The 22,128-nt window shown below is 75.9% G+C and carries 21 protein-coding genes; 8 read left to right on the plus strand and 13 right to left on the minus strand.

Annotated features, from left to right (window positions below):
• Nucleotides 1–141: 141 nt before the first annotated feature.
• From ACA511_RS14935 to ACA511_RS14945, 3 genes are all read right to left on the minus strand, one after another.
• On the minus strand, nt 142–867 hold the full coding sequence (locus ACA511_RS14935) for an alpha/beta fold hydrolase (RefSeq protein WP_375024894.1): 726 nt from the start codon (nt 865–867) through the stop codon (nt 142–144).
• On the minus strand, nt 864–1,826 hold the full coding sequence (locus tag ACA511_RS14940; protein ID WP_375024895.1) for an alpha/beta hydrolase: 963 nt from the start codon (nt 1,824–1,826) through the stop codon (nt 864–866). Before ACA511_RS14940 ends, ACA511_RS14935 begins: the two co-directional genes overlap by 4 nt.
• 94 nt (nt 1,827–1,920) lie before the next feature.
• Nucleotides 1,921–2,451, minus strand: a complete 531-nt coding sequence (locus ACA511_RS14945; protein WP_375024896.1) for an STAS domain-containing protein — start codon at nt 2,449–2,451, stop codon at nt 1,921–1,923.
• Between the two features lie 189 nt (nt 2,452–2,640).
• Here ACA511_RS14945 and ACA511_RS14950 point away from each other — a divergent pair, with 189 nt between their 5' ends.
• The 5 genes from ACA511_RS14950 (at nt 2,641) to ACA511_RS14970 (ending at nt 9,223) form a co-directional block, all read left to right on the plus strand.
• On the plus strand, nt 2,641–3,408 hold the full coding sequence (locus tag ACA511_RS14950) for a DeoR/GlpR family DNA-binding transcription regulator (protein WP_375024897.1): 768 nt from the start codon (nt 2,641–2,643) through the stop codon (nt 3,406–3,408).
• A 79-nt stretch (nt 3,409–3,487) separates the two neighbouring features.
• Nucleotides 3,488–5,092 (plus strand): amino acid permease, encoded by a 1,605-nt coding sequence (locus ACA511_RS14955; protein WP_375024898.1) that lies wholly within the window; start codon nt 3,488–3,490, stop codon nt 5,090–5,092.
• Nucleotides 5,089–6,522: an FGGY family carbohydrate kinase gene (locus tag ACA511_RS14960; protein ID WP_375024899.1), complete on the plus strand. Its 1,434-nt coding sequence runs from the start codon at nt 5,089–5,091 to the stop codon at nt 6,520–6,522. Before ACA511_RS14955 ends, ACA511_RS14960 begins: the two co-directional genes overlap by 4 nt.
• A complete protein-coding gene (locus tag ACA511_RS14965) occupies nt 6,519–7,970 on the plus strand; it encodes an NAD(P)/FAD-dependent oxidoreductase (protein WP_375024900.1) in 1,452 nt (483 codons plus the stop codon). The genes ACA511_RS14960 and ACA511_RS14965 overlap by 4 nt, the downstream gene beginning before the upstream one ends.
• Nucleotides 7,967–9,223: an NAD(P)/FAD-dependent oxidoreductase gene (locus ACA511_RS14970; RefSeq protein ID WP_375024901.1), complete on the plus strand. Its 1,257-nt coding sequence runs from the start codon at nt 7,967–7,969 to the stop codon at nt 9,221–9,223. Before ACA511_RS14965 ends, ACA511_RS14970 begins: the two co-directional genes overlap by 4 nt.
• 29 nt (nt 9,224–9,252) lie before the next feature.
• On the opposite strand, the gene ACA511_RS14975 is transcribed toward ACA511_RS14970, so the two are convergent.
• On the minus strand, nt 9,253–10,026 hold the full coding sequence (locus ACA511_RS14975) for an SDR family NAD(P)-dependent oxidoreductase (protein ID WP_375024902.1): 774 nt from the start codon (nt 10,024–10,026) through the stop codon (nt 9,253–9,255).
• A 201-nt stretch (nt 10,027–10,227) separates the two neighbouring features.
• Between ACA511_RS14975 and ACA511_RS14980 the strand changes: the two genes are divergently transcribed.
• Entirely contained in the window at nt 10,228–10,731 is a 504-nt protein-coding gene (locus ACA511_RS14980; protein WP_375024903.1) for a hypothetical protein, read from the plus strand.
• 9 nt (nt 10,732–10,740) lie between these two features.
• Here the strand turns inward: ACA511_RS14980 and ACA511_RS14985 are convergent, their stop codons facing one another.
• The gene (locus ACA511_RS14985; RefSeq protein WP_375024904.1) at nt 10,741–11,154 is read right to left on the minus strand and encodes an OsmC family protein; all 414 of its coding nucleotides are present in this window, start codon (nt 11,152–11,154) and stop codon (nt 10,741–10,743) included.
• Between the two features lie 248 nt (nt 11,155–11,402).
• Here ACA511_RS14985 and ACA511_RS14990 point away from each other — a divergent pair, with 248 nt between their 5' ends.
• Complete coding sequence (locus ACA511_RS14990; protein WP_375024905.1) at nt 11,403–12,221, plus strand: NAD(P)-binding domain-containing protein; 819 nt, start codon at nt 11,403–11,405, stop codon at nt 12,219–12,221.
• On the opposite strand, the gene ACA511_RS14995 is transcribed toward ACA511_RS14990, so the two are convergent.
• From ACA511_RS14995 to ACA511_RS15030, 8 genes are all read right to left on the minus strand, one after another.
• Complete coding sequence (locus tag ACA511_RS14995) at nt 12,189–13,646, minus strand: FAD-dependent oxidoreductase (protein WP_375024906.1); 1,458 nt, start codon at nt 13,644–13,646, stop codon at nt 12,189–12,191. The genes ACA511_RS14990 and ACA511_RS14995 overlap by 33 nt on opposite strands.
• Nucleotides 13,647–13,767: 121 nt before the next feature.
• On the minus strand, nt 13,768–14,688 hold the full coding sequence (locus ACA511_RS15000) for a hypothetical protein (RefSeq protein ID WP_375024907.1): 921 nt from the start codon (nt 14,686–14,688) through the stop codon (nt 13,768–13,770).
• Nucleotides 14,685–15,338 carry a neocarzinostatin apoprotein domain-containing protein gene (locus tag ACA511_RS15005; protein WP_375024908.1) on the minus strand — a complete coding sequence of 218 codons (654 nt, stop codon included), beginning with the start codon at nt 15,336–15,338 and terminating at the stop codon, nt 14,685–14,687. The genes ACA511_RS15000 and ACA511_RS15005 overlap by 4 nt, the downstream gene beginning before the upstream one ends.
• 16 nt (nt 15,339–15,354) lie before the next feature.
• Nucleotides 15,355–15,933, minus strand: coding sequence for a neocarzinostatin apoprotein domain-containing protein (locus tag ACA511_RS15010; RefSeq protein WP_375024909.1), 579 nt, complete (start codon nt 15,931–15,933; stop codon nt 15,355–15,357).
• Nucleotides 15,930–17,747: a hypothetical protein gene (locus ACA511_RS15015; protein WP_375024910.1), complete on the minus strand. Its 1,818-nt coding sequence runs from the start codon at nt 17,745–17,747 to the stop codon at nt 15,930–15,932. Before ACA511_RS15015 ends, ACA511_RS15010 begins: the two co-directional genes overlap by 4 nt.
• Nucleotides 17,744–18,859: a hypothetical protein gene (locus ACA511_RS15020; protein ID WP_375024912.1), complete on the minus strand. Its 1,116-nt coding sequence runs from the start codon at nt 18,857–18,859 to the stop codon at nt 17,744–17,746. Before ACA511_RS15020 ends, ACA511_RS15015 begins: the two co-directional genes overlap by 4 nt.
• Entirely contained in the window at nt 18,856–19,890 is a 1,035-nt protein-coding gene (locus tag ACA511_RS15025) for a WxL protein peptidoglycan domain-containing protein (RefSeq protein WP_375024913.1), read from the minus strand. The genes ACA511_RS15020 and ACA511_RS15025 overlap by 4 nt, the downstream gene beginning before the upstream one ends.
• A gap of 58 nt (nt 19,891–19,948) precedes the next feature.
• Nucleotides 19,949–21,268, minus strand: coding sequence for a hypothetical protein (locus tag ACA511_RS15030; protein ID WP_375024914.1), 1,320 nt, complete (start codon nt 21,266–21,268; stop codon nt 19,949–19,951).
• Between the two features lie 173 nt (nt 21,269–21,441).
• Between ACA511_RS15030 and ACA511_RS15035 the strand changes: the two genes are divergently transcribed.
• On the plus strand, nt 21,442–22,107 hold the full coding sequence (locus tag ACA511_RS15035) for a class E sortase (RefSeq protein WP_375024915.1): 666 nt from the start codon (nt 21,442–21,444) through the stop codon (nt 22,105–22,107).
• Nucleotides 22,108–22,128: the final 21 nt, after the last annotated feature.

Raw genomic sequence — 22,128 nt, forward strand, 5'->3', positions numbered from 1 at the left:
TTTCCGGCCGTGCGGAGAGGTGCTCCGGACACGGCTGCGAGCGCATGCGGGACAGGTTCACCGGTCCGCGCCGCGCTCGCATCCGTGACGTCCCCAGCCTGACCGCCTCGCCCGGGACGCCGGGGACGGGCGGCGGCCCGGTCAGTGCCGCCGGTGGGCGGCGGCGCCCGCGATGGAGGCGGCCACGGCGGCGGGCTCGGACACGGCGACCGCGTGCGACGCGCCCGCGATCCCGCGGGTCTCCAGCGACGCCGCCCGCTCGGCCATGAACCGGACCGCCTCGGCCGGGATGTTGCGGTCGAGCTCGCCGTAGACGAACCAGGACGGCTTGGTGCGCCAGGGCACCTCGTCGACGTTCAGCCCGTCGGTGAGCGCCCGCTCGGTCACCGGCCGCTGGGTCGCGGCCATCAGGGCGGCCTCGCCGGCGTCCAGGTCGGCGCAGAACTGCTGGTGGTACTTGCCGCCGGCGATCCGGAACTCGTTGCCGCCGGAGGAGACCGGGTAGGCCTCCAGCGCGGCGCCCAGGGTGCTGCCCTCGAACTTGCCGGACAGCTGCAGCGCGCTCTCGCCGTCGTCGGGGGCGAAGCCGGCGACGTAGACCAGGGAGTGGACGGCCGGGTTGCCGGCCGCCGCCTGGGTGATGACCATGCCGCCGTAGGAGTGGCCGACGAGGACGACGGGCCCGCCGATGCCGCCGATCACGTCGCGCACGTAGGCGGCGTCCTCCGGCAGGCTGCGCAGCGGGTTGGCCGCGGCGACGGCGCGGAGCCCGCGGCCGTGCAGGAGGCCGATGACGCGGTTCCAGCTCGCCGACTCGGCGAAGGCGCCGTGGACCAGGACGACGACGGGCTGTTCGGCGGTGCTCATGAACTCAGCCTTCCGGTGTGCAGGACGTACTTGAGGACTCCGGCCGCCTGGGCGGTGGCGGCCCGCACCGCGCGGGTCTCGCTGAGCGGGTTGAGCATCATGAAGTCGTGGAGCGTGCCGTTGTAGCGGACGCTGGTGGTGGGGACGCCCGCCTCGGTGAGGCGGCGCGCGTACGCCTCGCCCTCGTCGCGCAGCACGTCGTTCTCGTCCACGATCACGAACGCGGGCGGCAGGCCGGCCAGCTCGTCGAGTGTGGCGCGCAGCGGCGAGGCGGTGATCTCGGCGCGCGCGGCGGGGTCGGTGGTGTAGGCGTCCCAGAACCAGGCCATCGCCTTCGCGGTCAGGTACGGGCCGTCGGCGAACTCGCGGTAGCTGGCGGTGTCCTGCCCGGCGTCGGTCACCGGGTAGTACAGCGACTGGTGGACGAACCGCACGTCGCCGCGCCGCTTGGCCATGATCGCCAGCGCGGCGGTCATGTTGCCGCCGACCGAGTCGCCCGCGACGGCGAGGCGGGACGCGTCCAGCCCCTCGTCCGCGCCGTGCTCGGTGATCCACCGGGCGGTCGCGTAACCCTGCTCGATCGCGACCGGGTAGCGGGCCTCGGGCGAGCGGTCGTACTCGACGAAGACGACGGCGGCGTCCGCCGCGGTGGCGAGTTCGCGGACGAGCCGGTCGTGGGTGCCCGCGTTGCCGAGGACCCACCCGCCGCCGTGCATGTAGAGGACGACCGGCAGCGGACCGGTCGTCCCGGCGGGCTTGACGATCCGCACCCGCACGTCGCCGGCCTCGGCCGGCACGGTGCGCCAGTCGTCCGCCACCTCGGGCATGGCGACCGGGGCGGCCTGGATGTCGTCCAGCACCTTGCGGGCGCCTTCGGTTCCCAGCTCGTACAGGAACGGGGGTTTCGCGGTGGCGTCGGCGAGCTCCTGCGCCGCCGGTTCCAGGACGGGTCCGCTCATGGCGTTCTCCTCTCATCGTGGGGTTTCGCGACCCGTGGGGTTTCGCGACCCCGTGGGGTTTCGCGACCCCGTGGGTTTCGTGACCCCGTGGGGTTCAGTGGTCGGCCGCGATGCCGGCGCGCCGGTCGCGGTCCGGTCGCCAGCTAAGACAGGGCGTCCCGCCGGTCTGTGACAGCTCCGGCGCGCGGATCTCGTCCCGGGCGAGCATGAGCAGGCCGGAGATCTGGCTCCACCCGACCAGGTCCATCAGCCTGGCCAGGTGGGGGGCGACCGAGCGCAGCACGAGCCGCCGGCCCTGGAGTTCCAGCCGGCAGGCGGCGGCGGCCAGGGCGCGGAGCCCGCCGACATCGATGAAGCCCAGCCTCTCCACGTCGACCCACACGTCCCCGGAGCTGCGGTCGAGCACGCTGGACAGCGCGGCGGCGAAGGTGTCGAGCGTGCTGAGGTCGACCTCGCCGTCCACGGCCAGGTGCGGCGGCTCGAAGGTGCCGTCCAGCCGCAGCAGCGCGCTGCGCACCCGCACGCCCGCGCGGGGTGGCGCGGGATCCGGATCGTCCTGGTGTGGGGACCGGCCCGTGCCGGCGATCACCGGACCGGACGTGTCCGCGACGGCCTGCTCGGTCATGTCGTCTCCTTGTGGGTACGCGGGAGTCGGTGGTTCCTGCGCCCCGCTAAGACCGGGCGGCCCGGCGGTCTGTGACAGCCCGGAGCCCCCCGGGCGCGGCCGTGACCTGGGCTCTCTTGACTAAGGCTCCATCGTTATGCAGAATTCTCCTCATGTTCGGTCAATCTTCCACAAACTCGGGCAGCGGCCGTGCTGGCGCCTGAGCGGCACCGCCTGATCCGCGAGGCGCTGCGGGACCGGTCCGTGGTCAGGACCGAGGAGCTCGCCGGCCTGCTCGGCGTGTCGGCCGAGACGGTCCGGCGCGACCTGGTCGCGCTGGAGCGGCGCGGGTCGCTGGTCCGGGTGCACGGCGGCGCGACCACCCTCATCGGCGGCTCGGGCGAGGAGGCGCCGTTCGCCGAGCGCGCCGGCGCCGACCGGGACGCCAAGGCCGCCATCGGCCGCGCGGCCGCCGGACTGGTGCGGCCCGGCCAGACCGTGATCATCGACGTCGGCACCACGGCGCTGGAGGCGGCCAGGGCGCTGCCCGAGGACCACCACGGCGTCGTCGCCACGTGCTCCCTGCTGGCGGCCGCGGAACTGGCCGGCCGGCCGCGGGTCGAGGTGCTGGTGGCGGGCGGCCGGCTGCGGCCCGGCGACCTGGCCTGCTCGGGCGCCGGCACCGCGCGGTTCTTCGCCGACCTGAACGCGGACGTGGCGTTCCTCGGCTCCGGCGGGGTGGACGTCGCCGCGGGCCTGACCGACTACCACCTGGACGAGGTCGCGACCCGCCGCGTGATGATCGCCAACACCGTGCGCTCGTACGTGCTCGCCGACGCGCGCAAGCTCGGCCGCGTCGCCGTCCACCGGGTGTGCGGGCTGGACGACTTCGACGGGCTGATCACCGACGAGACGCCGTCCCCGGCGCTGCGCGAGGCCCTGGAGGACTCCGGCGGCCTCATCGTGGCGCCCGGGTGAGTACAAGACGGCCGGGCGGCGCTGCCACGTCGCCCGGCCCGATCGCCAATCCCTCATGAAACGCGCAAGGAGACGATCAATGGCCGATTCTTCCACGCCGCCCCGCGGCGCGGCGCCGGGTCCGCCGGCCGGGAACGCGTCCGGTGACGGCCTCTCGGAGTTCGGCTACGCGCAGGAGGTCAAGCGCGAGCTGGGCTGGTACGCCTCCTTCGCGGTGGCGTTCGGGTTCGTGTCCATCGCGACCGGGATCTTCACCGCCTACGGGTCGGTGCTGCAGAGCTCCGGCCCGATGGGCATCTGGACGTGGCCGGTCGTCGTGGTCGGCCAGCTGTGCGTGGCGCTGATCTTCGGCGCGCTCGCCGCCCGGATCCCGGTCAGCGGCTACGCCTACCAGTGGGCGTCGCGGCTGGCCAACCCGGTGCTGGGCTGGATCATGGGCTGGATCTCGTTCACCTTCCTCGCGGTCGTGGTGTGCGCCGTCGACTACACCATCGCCGCGACGATCCTGCCGGTGCTGTTCCAGTACGAGGGCACCAGCCAGAACGCGTGGGTCATCACCGGCGTGGTGGTCCTCCTCCAGGCGATCCTGGTCGCCCTGTCGACCCGCGCGACGCAGCGGGTCAACACCGTCGCGGTCACCATCCAGCTGATCGGCATGGTCTCGCTGACCGTGCTGCTGTTCGCCGTGGGCGCCTTCACCGGCGAACTCGACTTCGGCACCCTGTTCAGCAAGGGGGACGTCCCGAGCGGCGGCTACTACTCCCTGGGCGGGGCGACCTCGGTCGGGCCGTGGGCGCTCGGCTTCCTGCTCGGCGCGTTCACCATCGTCGGCTTCGAGTCGGCGGCGAACCTCGCCGAGGAGACCAAGGACCCCGCCCGCGTGGTGCCCAAGGCGATGGCGCAGGCCGTGATCGGGCTCGGCGTCCTCGGCATGCTGTTCCTGGTGGCGGTGACCGCGCTGGCGGAGAACCCGTCCGCGCTGGCGGAGTCCGACACCCCGGTGGCGGACGTCATCACCCGCGTGCTCGGCTCCTACGTCGGCAAGGGCCTGCTGGTGCTCGTGGTCGTCTCGATCTTCTCCTGCGGGCTGGTGATCCTGCTGAGCGGGGCCCGGCTGGTGTGGGCGATGGCGCGGGACAGGCGCTTCCCCGGCTGGCAGGTGCTGCGCCGCATCAACCCCTCGACCGGCACCCCGATGAACGCCGCCGTGCTGATGTTCGTGGTCGCGCAGATCCTGCTCGCGCTGTTCGCCCGCTCCACCCAGGCGCTGTTCTCGCTGTTCTCCGCCGCGACCCTGCTGCCCGCGATCATCTACGCGGCGACGGTGGCGCTGTACCTCGCCAAGCGGCGGAACCTGCCGCCGTCCCGGGGCTTCGAGCTCGGCCGCTGGGAGATCCCGGTGCTGGTGGTGGCCGTCGGCTGGCTGGTCTACGAGCTGATGATCTTCCGGGACGCGTCCTTCGCCGAGCCCTGGCGCTACGTCGCGGCGATGTCGGCGATCGGCGCGGTCTACCTGGCCTACCTGCTGATCCGGCACGGGACCAAGGGGCTCGCCATGCCGGACATGCACGACATCGACAAGGTCCTGGACGAGAAGGTCCTGGACGAGAAGGTCCTGGGCGAGAAGGCCCCGGACGACGAGGCGCCCGGACGGCCGAACCGGGCCTCCGGAGGCCGGCCGTGAGCACCGTGCTGGCCGTGGACCAGGGCACCTCGGGGACCAAGGCGATGGTCGTGGACGGCTCCGACCGGGTGCTGAGCGTGGTCGAACTGCCGGTGCGGCCCCGCTACCTGTCCGGCGGCGGGGTCGAGCAGGACCCCGGAGAGCTCCTCGGCTCGGTGCTGGAGTCGGGGCGGCGCGCCGTGGCCGAGGCGGGCACGCCGGTCGACTGCGTGACGCTCGCCAACCAGGGCGAGACCGTCCTCGCCTGGGACCCCGCCACCGGCGAGCCGCTCACCCCCGCGATCGTGTGGCAGGACCGCAGGTCGGCGGGGATCTGCGCCGAGCGCGCGGAGTGGGCCGAGCTGGTGGGCCGCCGCACCGGCCTGGTGCTCGACCCGTACTTCTCCGCGCCGAAGATGCGCTGGATCCGGGACCGGCTCACCCGCGAGGGCGTCGTCACCACGTCCGACGCCTGGCTGCTGCACCGGCTCACCGGCGAGTTCGTCACCGACGCCGCGACGGCGTCCCGGTCGCTGATCACCGATCTGGACACCGCCGCCTGGAGCCCCGAGCTGCTGGAGGTGTTCGGGCTCGCGGACGAGCCGCTGCCGCGGATCGCGGCCTGCGACGAGATCGTCGGCGAGACCTCGGCGTTCGGCGGCCGGGCCGCGGTGGGCGGCCTGGTCGTGGACCAGCAGGCCGCGCTGCTGGCCCAGCGGTGCCTGGACCCGGGCGAGGCCAAGTGCACGTTCGGCACCGGCGCCTTCCTGCTGGCCAACATGGGCACGGCGCCGGTCCGGTCCGGGTCGGGACTGGCCGCGTCGGTGGCGTGGCGGGTCCGCGGCCAGACCTCGTACTGCCTGGACGGGCAGGTCCCCACCGCCGCGTCGGCGGTGCGCTGGCTCCAGGACCTCGGCCTGATCGCCGGCGCGCCGGAGCTCGACCGGGTGGCCGCGCCGGACGCCGACGGCGTCCTGTGCGTGCCCGCGCTGGCCGGGCTCTCGGCGCCGTGGTGGGCGCCGGGGGCCACCGCCTCGTTCACCGGCATGACGCTGTCCACCTCGGCCGGGCACCTGGTCAAGGCGGTGCTCGACGGCATCGCCGCGCAGGTCGCGGAGCTCGCGGACTGCGCGGCGCGCGACATCGGCGCCGCCCTGCCGCGGCTGCGCGTCGACGGCGGCCTCACCCGCAGCCGGGTCCTGATGCAGTCCGTCGCGGACCTGCTGCAGACCCGCGTCGAGGTGTTCCCGTCCGAGCACGCCACCGCGCTCGGCGCCGTCGCGTTCGCCCGCAGCGCCCTCGACCCGGCGCGTCCGCTGCCGGACGCGATCGTCGAGTGGTCGCCGGACACCGCGTACACGCCGCGGATCGGCGCCGGCGAGGCGGCCGCCTTCCGGGCGCGCTGGCGGGCGGCCGTCGAGAGTTCCGCGATCGGCAAGGAGGAGAAGTGACCGCACCGCAGACCGCGCCGCAGACCGCGCCGCCGTCCGGGCCGGTCGCCGACGTCGCGGTGATCGGAGCGGGCGTCGTCGGCTCGGCCATCGCCCGCGCACTGTCGGGGCACCGGCTGGACGTCGTGCTGCTGGACGCGCGCGACGACGTCGGGGACGGCACCAGCAAGGCCAACACGGCGATCCTGCACACCGGGTTCGACGCGACCCCCGGCACCCTGGAGGCGCGCCTCGTCGCCGAGGGGTACCGCCTGCTCAAGGACTATGCCGGCCGTACCGGCATCCCCTGGGAGCCGACCGGGGCGCTCCTCGTGGCCTGGGACGACGAGCAGCTCGCCGCGCTGCCGGGCCTCAAGGCCAAGGCGGAGCGGAACGGCTACGACGACGGCGAGATCGTCGGCCCGGACGAGGTGTACCGGCAGGTCCCGTCGCTCGGGCCCGGCGCCCTCGGCGGGCTCGCGGTGCCCGGCGAGTCCATCATCTGCACCTGGACGACGACCCTCGCGCTGGCCACCGACGCGGTCCGGCGCGGGACGCGGCTGCTGCGGTCGCACCGCGTCGAGTCCGTCACCGCGGAGCCCGGCGCGACCGTCCTGCACACCAGCGGCGGCGACGTCCGCGCCCGGTGGGTCGTCAACGCCGCCGGGCTGGGCGGCGACGTGCTGGACGCACAGTTCGGCCACGACCGGTTCCACCTCCACCCCCGGCGCGGCGAGCTGCTCGTCTACGACAAGCAGGCCCGGCCGCTGGTGGACAGGATCGTGCTGCCGGTGCCGTCCAAGCTCGGCAAGGGCGTGCTGATCAGCCCGACGATCTACGGCAACGTCATGCTCGGGCCGACCGCCGAGGACATGACCGACCGCGCCGACACCTCGACCACCGAGGACGGGTACGCGTTCCTGCTTGAGCGCGGCGAGCGCATCATGCCGCGGCTGACGCGCGAGGAGGTCACCGCGACCTACGCGGGGCTGCGCGCGGCCAGCGACGTCCCCGACTACACCGTCGAGGTCGACGCCGCGCGGCGCTACGCCGTCGCCGGGGGCATCCGCTCCACCGGCCTGACGTCGAGCATGGCGGTCGCCGAGCACCTGCTGGGCCTGCTGGGCGAGGCGGGGCTGGAGCTGCGCGAGCGCGCCGACCTGCCGGAGCCGCCGCGCATGCCCAACATCGGCGAGGCGTTCCTCCGGCCGTACGCCGACGCCGCCCGCATCGCCGCGGACCCGGAGTACGGCTCGATCGTGTGCTTCTGCGAGCGCGTCACCCGCGGGGAGATACGGGACGCGCTCGCCGGCACGATCCCGCCCCGCGACGTCGACGGGCTGCGCCGCCGCACCCGGGCCATGAACGGGCGGTGCCAGGGGTTCTACTGCGGCGCGAACATCACCGGGATGCTGGAGCAGGCGTCGCGGGCCCCGGGCGGGCAGACCGACGAGGAGGGCGAACGATGAGCACGACGCGCACCCGGCTGACACCCGCGGTGGCCATCGTCGGCGGGGGCCCGGCCGGGCTGCGGGCCGCCGCGGAACTCGCGCGGCACTTCCCCGGCCGGACCCTCGTCCTCGAACGGGAGCAGCGGGCGGGCGGCATCCCCCGGCACTGCGCCCACACCGGATTCGGCGTCCGCGACCTGCACCGGGTCCTGACCGGGCCGGAGTACGCGCGGCGCATGGTGCGCGGCGCGGAGCGGGCGGGCGCCGAGATCCGCACCGGCGCGATGGTGACCGGCTGGTCCCCCGGCGGCGGGCTGGAGGTCACCGCACCGGACGGCCTGTACGAGGTCGGCGCCGGCGCGGTGGTCCTGGCGACGGGCGCCCGGGAGCGCCCGCGCACGGCGCGGCTGGTGCCCGGGGACCGCCCGGACGGCGTCTACACCACCGGCCACCTGCAGAACCTCGTCCACCTGCACCACCGCGAACCGGGCCGCCGCGCGGTCGTCGTCGGCAGCGAGCTGGTCAGCTGGTCGGCCGTGCTGACGCTCCGCGAGGCCGGCTGCCGGACCGTCCTCATGACCACGGAGCGGCCGCGCGGCGAGGCGTACGCGGCGCTGCCCGTCGCGGGCAGGCTCGCGCTGCGGGTCCCGCTGCGCATCCGCACCCGCGTCACCCGGATCATCGGCAAGCGCCGCGTCGAGGCCGTGGAGATCGAGGACGCCGGCACCGGCCGGCGGCACGTCGTGCCCTGCGACACGGTCGTGTTCACCGGCGACTGGATCCCCGACAACGAGCTGGCCCGCGCCGCGGGCCTCGACCTCGACCCCGGCACGCTCGGCCCGGTCGTCGACGGCGGGCTCCGCACGAGCCGCCCGGAGGTCTTCGCCGCGGGGAACCTGCTGCATCCCGCGGACACCGCGGACGTCGCGGCCATCGACGGCGCGCACGTGGCCGGGAGCGTCCTCGACCATCTGGCCGGCGGGAAGGGCCCCGGCGGCGGCGTCCGGATCGTCGCGGCGGAGCCGCTGCGCTGGATCTCCCCGGCGACGCACCGGCCGGACGGCCGCGGCCCCGCGCGCGGGCGGCTGCTGGCCTGGGTGGACGAGTACGTGCCCTTCCCCCGCGTCGCCGTCGTCCAGGACGGCCGCACCGTCGCCGAACGGCGGCTGCCGTGGCCCGCGGCGCCCGGCCGGGTGTTCCGCATCCCCGGCGGAATGCTGGACGCGGTCCGGCCGGACGGCGGCGACGTGCGCGTCTCACTCCGCCGGTAGCGCCGCCTCCGGCGCGGGGGCGGCGGCGGTCAGCGGGGGAGCTGGCCGTCGTCGACCTTGATGACGGCGCCGGTGACGAACTCCGAGGCCGGCGACACGAGGTAGAGCAGGGTGCTGTCCAGCTGGGCCGGGTCCCCCATCCGCTTGCGCGGCAGCATGCCGGTGAAGTCGCCCACGCGCTCGATCATGCCGTCCATCATCTCCGAGGAGAAGTTGCCCGGGGCGATCGCGTTCACGTTGATGTGGTTGCGCGCCCACTCCACCGCGAGCGCCTCGGTCATCCGGTTCAGCGCGGCCTTGGTGGTCGAGTACAGCGCCGTGCCGCTGGTCGCCACGTAGAAGGCGGCCAGCGAGGAGATGTTCACGATCCGGCCCGGCCTGCCCTCCTCGATCAGCCGGCGGCCCACCGCGGTCGCCAGCAGCCACGGGCCGCGGATGTTCGTGTCCAGCACCGAGTCCAGCAGTTCCACGCTCATCTTGTGCACGAGCGCGGCGTCCGGGATCCCGGCGTTGTTGACCAGGATCGTGATCAGCCCGAGCGCCTCCTCCACGGCGGCGACGGCGGCGCCGATCGCCTCCGCGTCCCGGACGTCCAGGGGGACGGCGAACGCGCGGCCGCCGTCCTCCTCGATCTCCTTCACGAGGGTCTCCAGCAGCTCGGCGCGCCGTCCCGCGACCGCCACCGCGGCCCCGGCGGCCGCGAGCGTCCTGGCGAAACGGCGGCCCAGTCCCGACGTGGCCCCGGTCACCAGGGCGACCTGGCCGGTGAGGTCGTGGGAGACGTTGGGCAGTGGAAAGGACATCCGGGCCTCCTTGGACGCGTCGAAGCCGTCCAACCGTACTCAACACGGCCGGCCGCGGAACGAGCGGCCGCCGTCCCGGAGAGCGGTACGCGCCGAGGTCCAAAGGCCCGTGTGAAGAGGACCTAAGCCCTCACTCGGCCGGCCCGCCGCCGCGGCAGTCTCGGAGGGACCGTGGAACACCCTGAAGGAGAGGTACCGCAGATGCGCACGAGGCCCTGGCCCGGTTCGTCCCCGCTCGGCGCCGCCGGCGTCGCCATGCTCGTCGCCGGCCCGGCCATGATGGCGCGCGCCGCGTACGGCAGGAGAGAGATCCGCGCCGAGCTGGCCGCGCAGGAGATCGCCTTTCCGGCGGAGCGGCTGCCGGACGGCCTCGCGTCCTTCGCCGGGCGGCGGGTGGAGACGGGCCGGCAGGCGCGCGCCTACGCCGCGCTGATCAAGCACAATCTCACCGGCGCGACCGGCGGCCGCAGCTACGCCCGGCTCGGCGCCGAGATCGCCGCGGCGAAGGCGGACGGCGGCTCCGGCGAGCGGCTGGCCGAACTCCAGCGGACCGCCTTCACGGGCGAGATGCTGCGCGCCTCGCTGATGTCGGCCTACCAGGCGTGGCAGGTGACGCTCCTCGCGGGCTGCCTCGGCGGCATGGCCACCGCGCTCGGCGCGGGACTGCTGGCCGCCGGCGCCCCCGGAGGCGCCCGGCGGCGCTGACCCGCCCGGTCAGGCGGCCCGGACCGGGCTCTCCAGGGAGACGCCGACGCGCGGCGGGTCGAGCAGCGAGTTGTGCACCGTGCAGCGCTCCACCGCGGCCATCATCCCCGCGACCTGCGCATCCGACAGCCGGGCGGGCGGCCGCAGCCGCAGGTCGACGCGCGACACCCGGGCCGGGACGCTCGGGCCCATGGCGAAGCCCGCGGTGACCTCCAGCCCGGTCGCGGGCAGGCCGTGCCGGGTCAGGTAACGCCGCGCGTAGTGGGCCGCGCACGCGGCCAGCGACGCGACGAACAGCTCCACCGGGGTGGGCCCGGTGTCCGCTCCGCCCGCCGAGTACGGCTGGTCCACGTGGATCACGTGGTCCCGGACGAGCACGGCGAAGGCGTCGTCCTCGCGGTGGACGACCAGCATCTCCCTCATTGGACCGTCTCCTCTGCTCCAGGCTGCTTCTCCGTCCAGCGTCCGGCCGCGGGGCCCGCGCGGGTAAGAGGCGAAGGTCCCGCGCGGGAGGGACGCCCGGCACCGGCGCGGGTGGTGCCGTCAGGGCCCCGCGAGTGGCGCCGACGCCCGCGGGCCGTCAGGAGAGGCCGTCCCGGTGCGGGGGATCGATGGATCGGGCGCACCCGGCGTGACAGGATGGAAACGTTGTTTCCAAACTGAGGAGTGCCATGCGGTACGTGGTGATCGGATGCGGGAACGTCGGGATGGAGCTCGCCCGGCGCTGGACCGGGCGGGGGCACGAGGTCCTCGGGACCACCACGTCCGCCGAGCGGGTCGGCGAGCTGAAGGAGGTGTGCTCGGACGTCGCCGTGCTGCGCGGCGCGGACGAGGCGGCCGTGGCGGCGGCGGCCCGCGGCGCCGACGCGGTGGTGCTGACGGTGAGCCCGCGGCTCTCGCGGTCCTTCGACGCCGCCCAGCGGGTGGCCGAGTACGCCGGCACGCTCACGGCGAGCGCGCGGACCGCCGTCGCCGTCCATCCGCGGGTGGTGTTCACCAGCTCGACGTCGGTCTACGGCGCGGGCGGCGGGACGGTGCTCGACGAGAGCGGCCCGACCACCGACGCCGAGGACGCGTCGCCGCGCAACTTCATCGCGGCGGAGGACGCGGTGCTGGCCTCGCCGGGCGGCGCGGTGGTGCGCATCCCGGACGTGTACGGCCATCCCCGCGACATCGACTACCCCGCCCGGGTGCGGTTCGCCCACGAGGTGCTGGGCGGGAGCGTCCCGTTCTCGTCCGGCGCGCTGCTGTACCGGATCCACTACCGGGACGCGGCGGCGGCGCTCGACTTCGTGGTGAGCGAGGGGCTGACCGGCGTCTACAACGCGTGCCCGGACGCGGAGGTCCCGCCGACGAACGCGGCGGCCTTCGCGGAGATCTGCGCCGCCGAGGGGCTGCCGGAGCTGACCTACCGGGGCGAGATCAGGACGCCGGAGGTGCCGGTCACGTCCGCGAGGCTACGCGCGGCCGGGTTCGCCTTCGCGCACTGAGGCTTCGCGCACTGAGCCTTCGCGCTCAGCGGCCAGGCGCCGTCCGGCGAGGCGGCCGAAGGCGAGCGCGGGCGTGAGGCACATGCCCGAGCAGAACGCGTTGCCGTTGACGGCGGCGGAGCCGATGACCTCCCCCACCGCGTAGAGGCCGGGGACGGCCCCGCCGTCCTCGCGCCGCACCCGGAGCCGGGCGTCGACGTCGAGCCCCGCGAACGTGATGAGCGTGACGGGGTGGTTCTCGACGGCGTAGAACGGCGGCTCGGCGATCGGCGCGGGCAGGTGGCGGCGGCCGAACGCGGGGTCGGCGCCCGCGGCGACGGCGGCGTTGTACCGCGCGATCTCGGCGGTCAGGCCGTCCGGGTCGACGCCCGCGAGCCGCGCGAGCCCGGCGGGGTCGCCGGCCCGGTGCAGGCCGCGCCTGCGCCCGCAGCGGGCGTCCAGTTCCTCCGGGCTCCAGCCGTGGACCATGGGACGGGACTCGCGCAGCGCCCGGGAGTCGAAGACCATCCAGAACGTCATCCGGTCGATGCCGGTGAGCACCCGCTCCTTGCGGTCGATGCTCGGCTCGTCCTCCGCGATCCACCGCCGGCCGTGCCGGTCCACGTAGATCTCCCACGGCGGGCGCTCGGTCGCCACCAGCTGCGGCCGGTTCAGCCAGTCCACGCGCGGGTCGTCGCCCTGCGGGGGCAGGCCGCCGAACGTCGGGATGTACTGGCCGAGGCCCTGCAGCGCCGCCCCGATCCGGCGCGCCATGAGCAGGCCGTCGCCGGTGGAGGTCGGCGCGGCCGAGGTCGTGAGCGGCGCGCCCTCCAGCTCGGCGAACAGGGCGGGGGCGTGGCCGAAGCCGCCGGTCGCCAGCACGACCGCCGGCGCCCGCGTGCGCCGGCCGCCGGCCTCGGTCACGCCGGTGACGGCGCCGCCGGCGGTGAGCAGCCCGGTGACGCGGGCCCCGCACCGCACCTCGATCCGTCCGGCCGCGGTGTGGGGTTCGAGCAGCCGGCGCAGCGCCCGCAGGATCGCCGGGCCGCCCGGCGTCTCGGCCGCGTGGACGGTCCGCGGCGTCGTGTACGGCTCGTGCCCGTGGACGACGCGCGGGGTCGCCGGGTCGATCTCGTAGCCCGCCGCGAAGAGCCATTCGAGCACGGCGGGCTGCTCGCCGAGCGAGAGCCGGGTGAGGTCCTCCCGCCCGGTGCCCCGGCTGATCCGCAGGATGTCGGCGAAGTGGCGTTCGGGGTCGTCGGCGATGCCGCGCTCCCGCTGGGCGGAGAAGCCCCCGGCGGACAGGTGCCCGCCGGAGTAGGGCAGCGCGCCGCCGATGTCGGCCGCCTTCTCCAGGACGAGCACGCGCGCGCCCGCGTCGGCCGCCGCGATCGCGCAGGCCAGCCCGCCCGGCCCGGCGCCCACGATGATCGCGTCGAACGCCATGGCGCCTCCAGTGTTTCGCCCCGGGCCCGCTGGGCCGGCGGGGTGCGGCGGAGAGGGAGAGCGGAAAGGCCCCCGCAGGCCGGTCCCTCGGCACCTGCGGGGGCCTCCCTGCCGATCCGCGTCAGCGGACGTAGCGGACGGTCACGGACGGGTCGACGGCGTCCCCGACGCCCCACAGCCAGACGCCCGACCAGGCGTCGCCCAGGACGGTGCGGAGGAACATGGCGCTCCAGCGGGCGGACGCCTTGATGCTCGTCTCCTGGGAGACCGTCTGGGCGGACGGGTCCGGGGCGGCTCCCGCCGGGTTCTGCGCGTCCGTGATCCCGTAGTGGTTGGCGCCGGTCACGGACACGAGCATCTTCGGCGGCGCCTGGATCGCGGCATAGGTGCCCTCGGCCGCCGCCGGCGCGGCCATGCCGTCCGCGGTCCCCTGCACGAGGGCGACCGGGACGGTGTTGGCGACCGGCGGGTTGGCCGTTCCGCCCGGCGGGGTGTTGTTCGTGCCGAAGAGGGCGGCGCCCTTCAGCTCGGCCGGCTTGGCGGCGGGCTCGGCGCAGAACGGCGGCGCGCACGCGCCCGTGGTGAGGGTGAGCGCCGCCGCGCCGCCGAACGAGTGGCCGAGCAGCACCAGGGAGCCGGTGTCGATCCTGCCCTTGAGCGGTGAGGCGGCGCGGGCGTCCTCGCCCCGCGCCCAGGCGACGGTCCACGACGCCTGGGCCTCCTCGGCGAACAGGCCGCTCTGCCCGAAGATGACGCGGTGGTGGTCGGGCACGACGACGACGAAGCCGTACTCGGCGACCGCGCGGGCGTACCGCGCGTACGCGGACCTGCTCACGTTGGCGCCCTGGAGCAGCAGCGCCACCGGCAGGTCGGCCCGGATGTCGGACGGGGCGGGCGCGTACACGTCCGCCGGGTCGCCGTTGACGGTGGTGGCGAACGCGATGGGGGCGTCCTCCTCGGCCGCCGCGGGCACGGCCGGGAGGAGGGCCGCGGCGAGCGCCGTCGCGGCGGCCGTCGCGGCCAGGGTGCGGCCGAGGTTCACGAGTTGCCCTTCCTGCGGCGCGGGATGATGAGCAGTGCGGCGCCGCCGGCCATGACGAGGGCGGAGGCGACCAGCGCGTAGGTGGGGACGCCGTCGGGGCTGCCGGTGTTCGGCAGGTCCCCGCCGCCGCCGTTCCCGCCGTTGCCGCCCGTGCCGCCGCCGCCGTTCCCGCCGCCGCCGTTCCCGCCGCCACCGCCACCGCCGCCGCTGCCGGCGACGAAGCTGAGCGGGATCTCGGCCGAGTTGGGGCCCTGGTTCCCGGGCGCGGTGACCGCGAGGACGCAGGCCCCCGCCTTGGTCGTGCAGTCGACGCCGCCCGCCTTGGCGACGACCTTGATCTTGGCGTTCTTGGACTTGTCCTTGGTGACGAAGTTGCCGTCGGCGTCGGTGCCGCCGACCATCGCCCCGCCGGTGTCCTGCGCGGCGCAGTCGCTCGGGAGCTTGGGGCCCGGCTTGCACAGGCCGAGCGTCACGAAGGTCTCGTTCGGGCTCATGCCGGTCACCTGGACGGTGATCGTGTCGCCCGCCTTCAGGCCGGTGGTCTTGCTCGCGCTGATCTTGGGCGCGGCCAGCGCGGGCGGCGCGAGCGCCAGCACGCCGGCCGCCGCGATCGCGGCGACGGTGCCGGCACGTCTTCTGATTCCGGTCACGGTGGTGCTCCTTCTGTTATCGGCTGCGGCGTTGGACGACGGTGACGACGGCCCCGGCGAGGACGATCAGGCCGGTGGTGACGGCCCAGAGCGGAGTGGACGGGCCGCCCGTGCCGGGCCCGGCGCTCGCGGCGGGCGCCGCGGACGTCCGGACGGCGGCGCCCCCCTTGAAGGACGACCCCTTGAAGCCGACGCGGACGACCGCGGTGTTGGCGTCGACGACGGGTTTCGGCACGGCGCCCGGCAGCGGGGCCGCGCCGATGACGCACTGCCGCGTCATGCAGTCGATCCCGCTGAACTTCGAGCGCGTCTTGAGCTCGACCTCGGGGAGCGTCCCCTTGGCGTCGATGTTGACGAAGGTGGCGCCGCCGCCGAGGTCGCAGTCCTTGAGCCCGTTGGTGTAGCCCTCCCGGCACAGCCCCACGGCGACCGACTTCAGCCCCGGCCGGAACCCTGTCCCGGTGACGGTGATGGTCTCGCCCTCGGCGAGGTCGGCGCTGCGGCTCACCTGGAGAGCGGGCGCGGGCGCCGCTCCGGCGGCGAGGGGCAGGGCGGGAGTGCTCAGCACCGCTGCGGCGAGGGCGATCGCGATCACTGGGCGGAACCTCCGGTACTGCGGGCCACCGCGGGGCGGCGGGCCTCTTCGGGCGCGGGGACGGGGATCTCGGTGACGCGGTCGCGTCCGACGGCGTAGCAGCGGCGGGCGAGCGGGTGGGCCTCCGCGGCGGCCGGCACGGCGACCAGCACGGTGCTGCCGCCGGCGGCGAGCCGGCGCACCACGGCGTGGACGGCTCCCGCGCACGGCCCGGCGGCGATGCCGTCGACCAGCAGCAGCCGGGGCCGGGTGAGCAGCGCCTCGGCCAGCGAGAGCAGGGTCCGCTGGGGGTCCGTCAGCGCCTGCGCGTGCCGGCCGCCGAGGCCGTGCAGCGCCGGGAAGACCTCCAGGACGGCGCGGGCGGCGCCGTCCGGGTCGGCGTGCCCGAGGGCGCGGGCGTGGGCGGCCAGGCCCTCGGCGACCGGCCGGCCGTCCGGGACGCGCGGGTCGGGGCCGGCGAGGTGGCACAGCCCGAGGCGCATCCGCTGCCCGGCGTCGAGCGCGGTCAGGTCGGCGCCGCCCAGCAGCGCCCTGCCGCGGCAGGGCGCACGGCCCGCCAGGGCGGCGAGCAGCGTGCTCGCGCCGGGGCCGGACAGCGCGATGGTCTCCCCCGCCGCCGCGGCCAGCCCGGCGCGCCGCAGCGGAACCGTCCCGCGCGGGACCGACAGGCCGCGGACGTGCAGGAACGGCGGCGGAGCGGGCTCGGGGCCGCGGACGCGCAGCGCCAGGAGCGCGCCGAGGACCGGCGGCAGGGCCGTCAGCGCGAGCGCGGTCCCCTCGTCGAGCGTCCCGCGCAGGGCGGCGGCGCACCCGAAGCCGGCCATGCCGCCGACCACGGCCGCGGCTCCGGTGAGGCCGGCCGCCGCCAGAAGGCGCGATTCTGGCAGCGGCCGGAGTACGGCGGTGTCGAGGGCGGCGGTGGCCAGGCACGCGGCGGCCAGGGCGACCGCGAACCCGGCGGCGAGCAGTTCCGGGCCCGGCGCGCTCGCCATCAGCAGCGGCGCCGCCGCGCCCGCGAGCAGCAGCCACGGGACGGTCTGCGCGGCGCCCGCGGCCCGGCGCCCGACGACGACGAGCACGAGCGCCGGCAGCAGCGCCCAGGCCAGGTAGCGGGCGGGGTCGGCGCCGAGCAGGTCCCACCGGAACGTCAGCAGATGCAGCCCGCCCGTGAGGGAGGCGCCCACGATCCATCCGGTGAGCAGGTGGACGGGCAGGGCCGCCCGGACGTCCCGGAGGGCGCCCCGCGCCACGGGGCGGACGGGCGGGCCGGCGCCGTCCCCGTCCCCGTCCCCGGCTCCGGCTCCGGCGGCGAAGACCGCGGCCAGGGCGGCGGCCAGGACTCCGGCGACCAGCAGCGCCGTGCCCGGGTCGGCGGAGCGGGCGGTCGCGATCCACGCGGCGGCGGCCGTCCCGGCGAGCGCGGCGGCCTGGCCCCAGGCCGCGCCGCCGGGCGTCCGGGCGGCGTACGCGCGGGGCACGGCGAGCAGCGGGCTCGCGAGGAGGCCGGCCGCCATCAGGCCGGTGGCGAACACCGGCACCGCGGGCACCGCGCCCGCCAGCGCGATGGCGAGCCCGGCGAGCGCGCCGCCGGCCGCGGCCAGCCGGTGCGGACGCGTCCGCCGGGCCAGCACCAGCACACCGGCCAGTCCGGCGCAGGCGAGCAGGAGCCCCGTCAGCGCCATGTAGCCGACCACGTCGCCGGGGATCTTCACCACGCCGCCGAGCGCGTCGGAGAGCAGCAGCACCGTCCCGCCCGCGAGCGGCGCGGCGGCCGCTCCCGCGGCCCCGGCGGCACGGCGGATCGCCGCGGTCATCGGGCCTCCTCCTTCGGCAGGGCGAGGAACCGCTCCAGCGCCTCGGCGTCGACGGCGTCCGCCGCCCCGCCGGTCCGGCGCTCCAGGTAGCCGATCAGCTCGTCGCGGTCGAGCACGTACGCGCCGGACGGCGAGGGCGCCACCGAGTCCAGGTAGCCGAGCACGTCGGTGAGCTCCACCGTCCCGGCCGGGCGGGCGGCGGGCGGCGGGGGCGCCGGGGAGGCCGCCGGGCGGAGCCGGCGGCGGCGCCTGGCCCGCGCCAGCCGGCCCAGCGTCAGCCGGATGCCGAACAGCAGGAGCAGCGCGGCGAGCGCGTTCACCCCGAGCAGGCCCCAGGGGTAGGTGGTGAAGGTCGTCTCGAACGGGACGGAGCCCGCGTACCGGCCGCCGACCACGAACTGCCCGAAGGCGGCCGGGGGCAGCACCACCGGGATCCGGTAGGTCGCGGTCTGCCCCGGACGCAGCGTGCCGGTCTTCGGGGCGTCCAGCGGGCTGTCCGGGGTGTCGCCGGAGCCCCAGCCGACCACCAGCGGCGCGTTCTCGATGGGCTCGGCGCCCGCGTTGCGGACGCGCAGCACCAGGGTGCGCTCCGGCCTGCCGCCGAACAGCTCGCCGCGCTCCCCGCCGCCGACGACCTCCAGGCCGACGACGTCCGCGCGGACGGGCGCGACGTCGGGCCGGACGCGCTCGACGGGGTGCCCTTCGACGGTGAACGGCGCGGTGACGGCGGCCGGCGTGCCGGGCGCGCCGGGCAGCGTGCCGACGCGGACGACGCAGGGGCACGCGGCGGGCGGCGCGCCCACGGTCAGCCCGGCCTCGAACGTCCCGGCGGGGGCGACCATCGCGGTGACGCCGCGCTCGGTGTCGCAGTCGGCCGAGCCGTGCACCGCCTCGGCGCCGCACACCTGGACCTGCACGGTGGCGCCGGGCGTCCAGGAGCTGCCGCGGATCCGGGCGGTCGTGCCGGCGGCGGCCGAGCCGGGCTCGACGGTGACGCCGGGGGCCGCCGCCCGCGAGGGCGGGGCCGCCGTGGGCAGGGCCCGCGCGGGCACGGGCTGGACGGCGAGGACCGCCAGCACGGTGAGCAGGACGGCGGCGGGGCGCAGAGTCACAGGAAGACCCCCTTCTCGCCCGGGGCGAGCCCGGCCCGCTCCCGCCAGCGGCGGATCAGCCGGGGCAGCACGGACCACAGCAGGAACACGCCCCCGGCGAAGCTCAGCAGCGCCACCCAGGGCACCACGACGAACCCGGTCTGCGCGCGGACGTCGATGCCGCCCGCGGCGACCAGTTCCACCCGGACGGTGACCGCCTCGAGGCCGGGGGTGTCGTCCCACGGCAGGGTGATCTCGGTCCGCTCGCCGGGCAGGATCTCCGGCAGCCGCCGGTCGGGCCACCGCTTGATCTCGCGGCCGAACGCGCCGGTCGCTCGGACGCGGGCGGTGGGCGAGATCCGCTGGTTGCCGGTGTTGACGACGCTGTAGCGGATCGTCCCCCGCCCGTGCTGGACGAACGGGACCGCCGGGTCGCTGCGCCGCACGCCGAGGCCGGCGGCGCGCAGGCCGGGGGTGAGCGGCCCGGCGACGCGCAGGTAGACGCGGGCGCCGACGGCCCGCCGCACCCCGACGCGGGCGCCGCCGTCCTCCTGGACGCTCTCGATGGCGGTGTTCAGCGCGACGACGCCGCCGATGTGCTCGCCGGGGGTGGCGTTGGCGGGGATCTTCAACGTGAAGGGGATCTCCTTCGCGGTCCGCGCCGGGATCTTCGCCGACGGGGACTTCAGGGAGATCCAGGCGCCGACGTCCCGGGGCGCCTCCTCGGCGGTGCGGAGCGCGAACCCGGCGTCGCGGGGCGTGTTGTAGGCGTCCGCCCCGTACAGCCGGAACGCGATGGGGCGGTCCGTGAGGTTGGTGATCCGGACGACGTCCCGGACGGTCTTGCCGGGCGGCGCCTCGAACGCGAAGAAGGGCCGCGCGGCGAGGGCCCCGCTGCGGTTGGCGGGCCCCACCGACCAGGCCCCGTTCCCGGTCGCGGGGACGGGGACCGGCGCGGCGGCCGCCGCCGCGCCGCCGGGCACGGCGGCGCCGGCGGCGAACACGGCCGCGAGCACGGCCGCGGCGGCGGCGATCCGGTGTCCGGTGGTCATCGATCACCTCGGGGCGGCCGGGCGGAGCGCTCCGCCCGGCCGCGGGGGTTCGGAACGGTCAGGACAGCGTCAGGGTGAGGACGGCGGTGTAGCGGCCCGCGCCGGTCGCCGGCGGGACGGTCAGCTTCAGCCCGGCGCCGGCGGTGAACGTGCCGCCGACGATCTGCCCGGAGCCGTCCGGTGCACTGCACAGCGTGGCCGCCGTGGTGGTGCTGAGCGGACCGGCGCTGCCGGGCGTGACGGCGCTGGCGCCCGGCGCGCCCGCGCACGACGGGGTCCAGGCCAGGTTGCCGGCCGGGATCTTCGTGCCGGCCGGGGCGGAGAAGTCGGTCATCGTGCCGGTGAGCGACCATCCGGTGCTGCCGCCGCGCGCGTCGATGACCTCGACCTGCTTGAGCGACCCGGTCGCGCTCTGCTCGGTGCCGTCCAGCGTCACCGGGGTCAGGTCGACCTCGCCCGCCGCGCGGGACATCGTGAGCGGCCCGCCGTCGACGGTCAGGTTGATCTTCTGCTCGCCGCACTGCTCGGCGGGCTCGTCGGCGCACGCGCCGGTCGGCGGCGGCGTCTTCTCGGTGACGGTCAGCGCGACGCTCCGGGTGACCGCGCCCTGGGTGAGGACGAGGGTGCGGGCGCCCGGCGCGGCGGACTCGGCGACGGTCGCCGACGCGGTGAGCTTTCCGGCGGCGTCGGCGGAGGCCGCCGCCCCGGTCAGGTCGCCGGCCGCGCAGGCGGCGCCGCCCGCGTCGCACAGCGCCAGTTCGACCGCGCCCGGCTCCCAGCCCGCGCCGGTGACGCTGATGGCGCCGCCCTGGACGACGGTGGACGGGCTGACCGACGCTCCGGGCCCGCCCTCCCCCACGTCGATGGTCGCGAGGGGACCGGGGGCGGCCTTCGGCGTGCAGGTGATGGTGGCCTGGGCCCCGGCGTCGGCGACGATCGTCAGCCCGGCGGGCGCGATCTTCACCGCGCCGGCGGCGCCGAGCGTCAGCTTGCCGGTGACCTTGCCGATGGGCAGCTCACCGTGCGCGGGGATCGTCTCGGTACGCTTCGGTGCCTGGATCGGCACCGAGCCGGTCTGCGCGCCGGAGACGTTCAGGGTTCCGGTGGTGGTCCAGGAGTTGACGGGCAGCGGCGCCACGCCGGGCAGGTTCGAGAAGTCGGCCTCGACGGTGACCTCGTCGCCGACGCCGGCCGAGGCCGGCGCGGAGACCGTGACGGTCGCGTCGTAGTCGAAGACGGTGCTGAAGATCTGGCACTGGTACGGGACCTGGCCCGTACCGGCGTGCGCGGCTCCGGCCGCGGCCACCGGCACCGTGACGGCTCCCGCCGCGGTGACGACCGCGGCGGCTCCGCGCAGTGCGGTGCGTGTGCGTCTCATTTTCGTCGTCGCTCCTCTCCGACTCTGTTTCGGAGAGAGAAACAGAGTTTCGCAACGTGCGCACAGCGAAACCGCTGTGCCCCGGCGATGTCAAGGGGCGGACGCCACTGGAGACCCAATCGTTTCACTCTGGGGATCGCCGTTTCCCTTCGAAACGGTTACGGTTCCCGACCATGCGGACGGTGCTGCGAACCACGGCCGAGCTGGCGATGACCGCCGGCCTCGTCCTCGCCCTGTTCGTCGGCTACCTCTCCTGGGGGACCGGCGAATACGCCCACCGGCAGCAGGGCGACCTGCACGACGACCTCGAACAGCAGTGGAACGCGGCGCGGACCAGGAAGCTCGCGGCCGCCGGAGCGCGGCAGCGGGCGGCGGCCGCCCCCGCCCCGTCCGAGGGCCGGGCCTACGTGCGGCTGCGCGTGCCGAAGTTCGGCTCGTCCTACCGGTACACGGTCGTGGAGGGCGTGGGGGTCGCCGACCTGCGCAAGGGCCCCGGCCACTACCCGGGGACGGCCGCGCCCGGCGAGATCGGGAACATGGCGATCGCCGGCCACCGCACCACCTACGGCGGGCCGTTCGAGCGCAACGGCGAACTGGTGCGCGGCGACGAGATCCTCATCGACACGGCCACCACGACCTACGCCTACACGGTGACGCACAAGACCGTCGTGCGGCCGAACCGCACCGACGTGACCTCGCCGGTGCCGGGCAAGCCCGGCCGCAGGCCGCGCGCGGCGATGCTCACGCTCACCACCTGCCATCCGAAGTTCTCCGCCGCCTACCGGCTCGTCGTCTTCGCCGAGCTGGCCGGGCGGCGGACGCGCACCGCCGCCGCCTGAGGCCGCCGCCCGAAATGCCGT

The organism is Actinomadura sp. GTD37, assembly GCF_041951365.1.
In the GTDB taxonomy this organism is placed as follows: Bacteria; Actinomycetota; Actinomycetes; order Streptosporangiales; family Streptosporangiaceae; genus Spirillospora.

Excerpts from the sequence above, each read along its gene's own strand:
- ACA511_RS14945 (WP_375024896.1), bottom strand. The coding sequence starts at position 2,451 with ATGACCGAGCAGGCCGTCGCGGACACGTCCGGTCCGGTGATCGCCGGC.
- ACA511_RS15015 (WP_375024910.1), bottom strand. The coding sequence starts at position 17,747 with ATGACCGCGGCGATCCGCCGTGCCGCCGGGGCCGCGGGAGCGGCCGCC.
- ACA511_RS14995 (WP_375024906.1), bottom strand. The coding sequence starts at position 13,646 with ATGGCGTTCGACGCGATCATCGTGGGCGCCGGGCCGGGCGGGCTGGCC.
- ACA511_RS14975 (WP_375024902.1), bottom strand. The coding sequence starts at position 10,026 with ATGTCCTTTCCACTGCCCAACGTCTCCCACGACCTCACCGGCCAGGTC.
- ACA511_RS15035 (WP_375024915.1), top strand. The coding sequence starts at position 21,442 with ATGCGGACGGTGCTGCGAACCACGGCCGAGCTGGCGATGACCGCCGGC.
- ACA511_RS14935 (WP_375024894.1), bottom strand. The coding sequence starts at position 867 with ATGAGCACCGCCGAACAGCCCGTCGTCGTCCTGGTCCACGGCGCCTTC.
- ACA511_RS14980 (WP_375024903.1), top strand. The coding sequence starts at position 10,228 with ATGCGCACGAGGCCCTGGCCCGGTTCGTCCCCGCTCGGCGCCGCCGGC.
- ACA511_RS15025 (WP_375024913.1), bottom strand. The coding sequence starts at position 19,890 with ATGACCACCGGACACCGGATCGCCGCCGCCGCGGCCGTGCTCGCGGCC.
- ACA511_RS14990 (WP_375024905.1), top strand. The coding sequence starts at position 11,403 with ATGCGGTACGTGGTGATCGGATGCGGGAACGTCGGGATGGAGCTCGCC.
- ACA511_RS14940 (WP_375024895.1), bottom strand. The coding sequence starts at position 1,826 with ATGAGCGGACCCGTCCTGGAACCGGCGGCGCAGGAGCTCGCCGACGCC.
- ACA511_RS14955 (WP_375024898.1), top strand. The coding sequence starts at position 3,488 with ATGGCCGATTCTTCCACGCCGCCCCGCGGCGCGGCGCCGGGTCCGCCG.
- ACA511_RS14970 (WP_375024901.1), top strand. The coding sequence starts at position 7,967 with ATGAGCACGACGCGCACCCGGCTGACACCCGCGGTGGCCATCGTCGGC.
- ACA511_RS14985 (WP_375024904.1), bottom strand. The coding sequence starts at position 11,154 with ATGAGGGAGATGCTGGTCGTCCACCGCGAGGACGACGCCTTCGCCGTG.
- ACA511_RS15030 (WP_375024914.1), bottom strand. The coding sequence starts at position 21,268 with ATGAGACGCACACGCACCGCACTGCGCGGAGCCGCCGCGGTCGTCACC.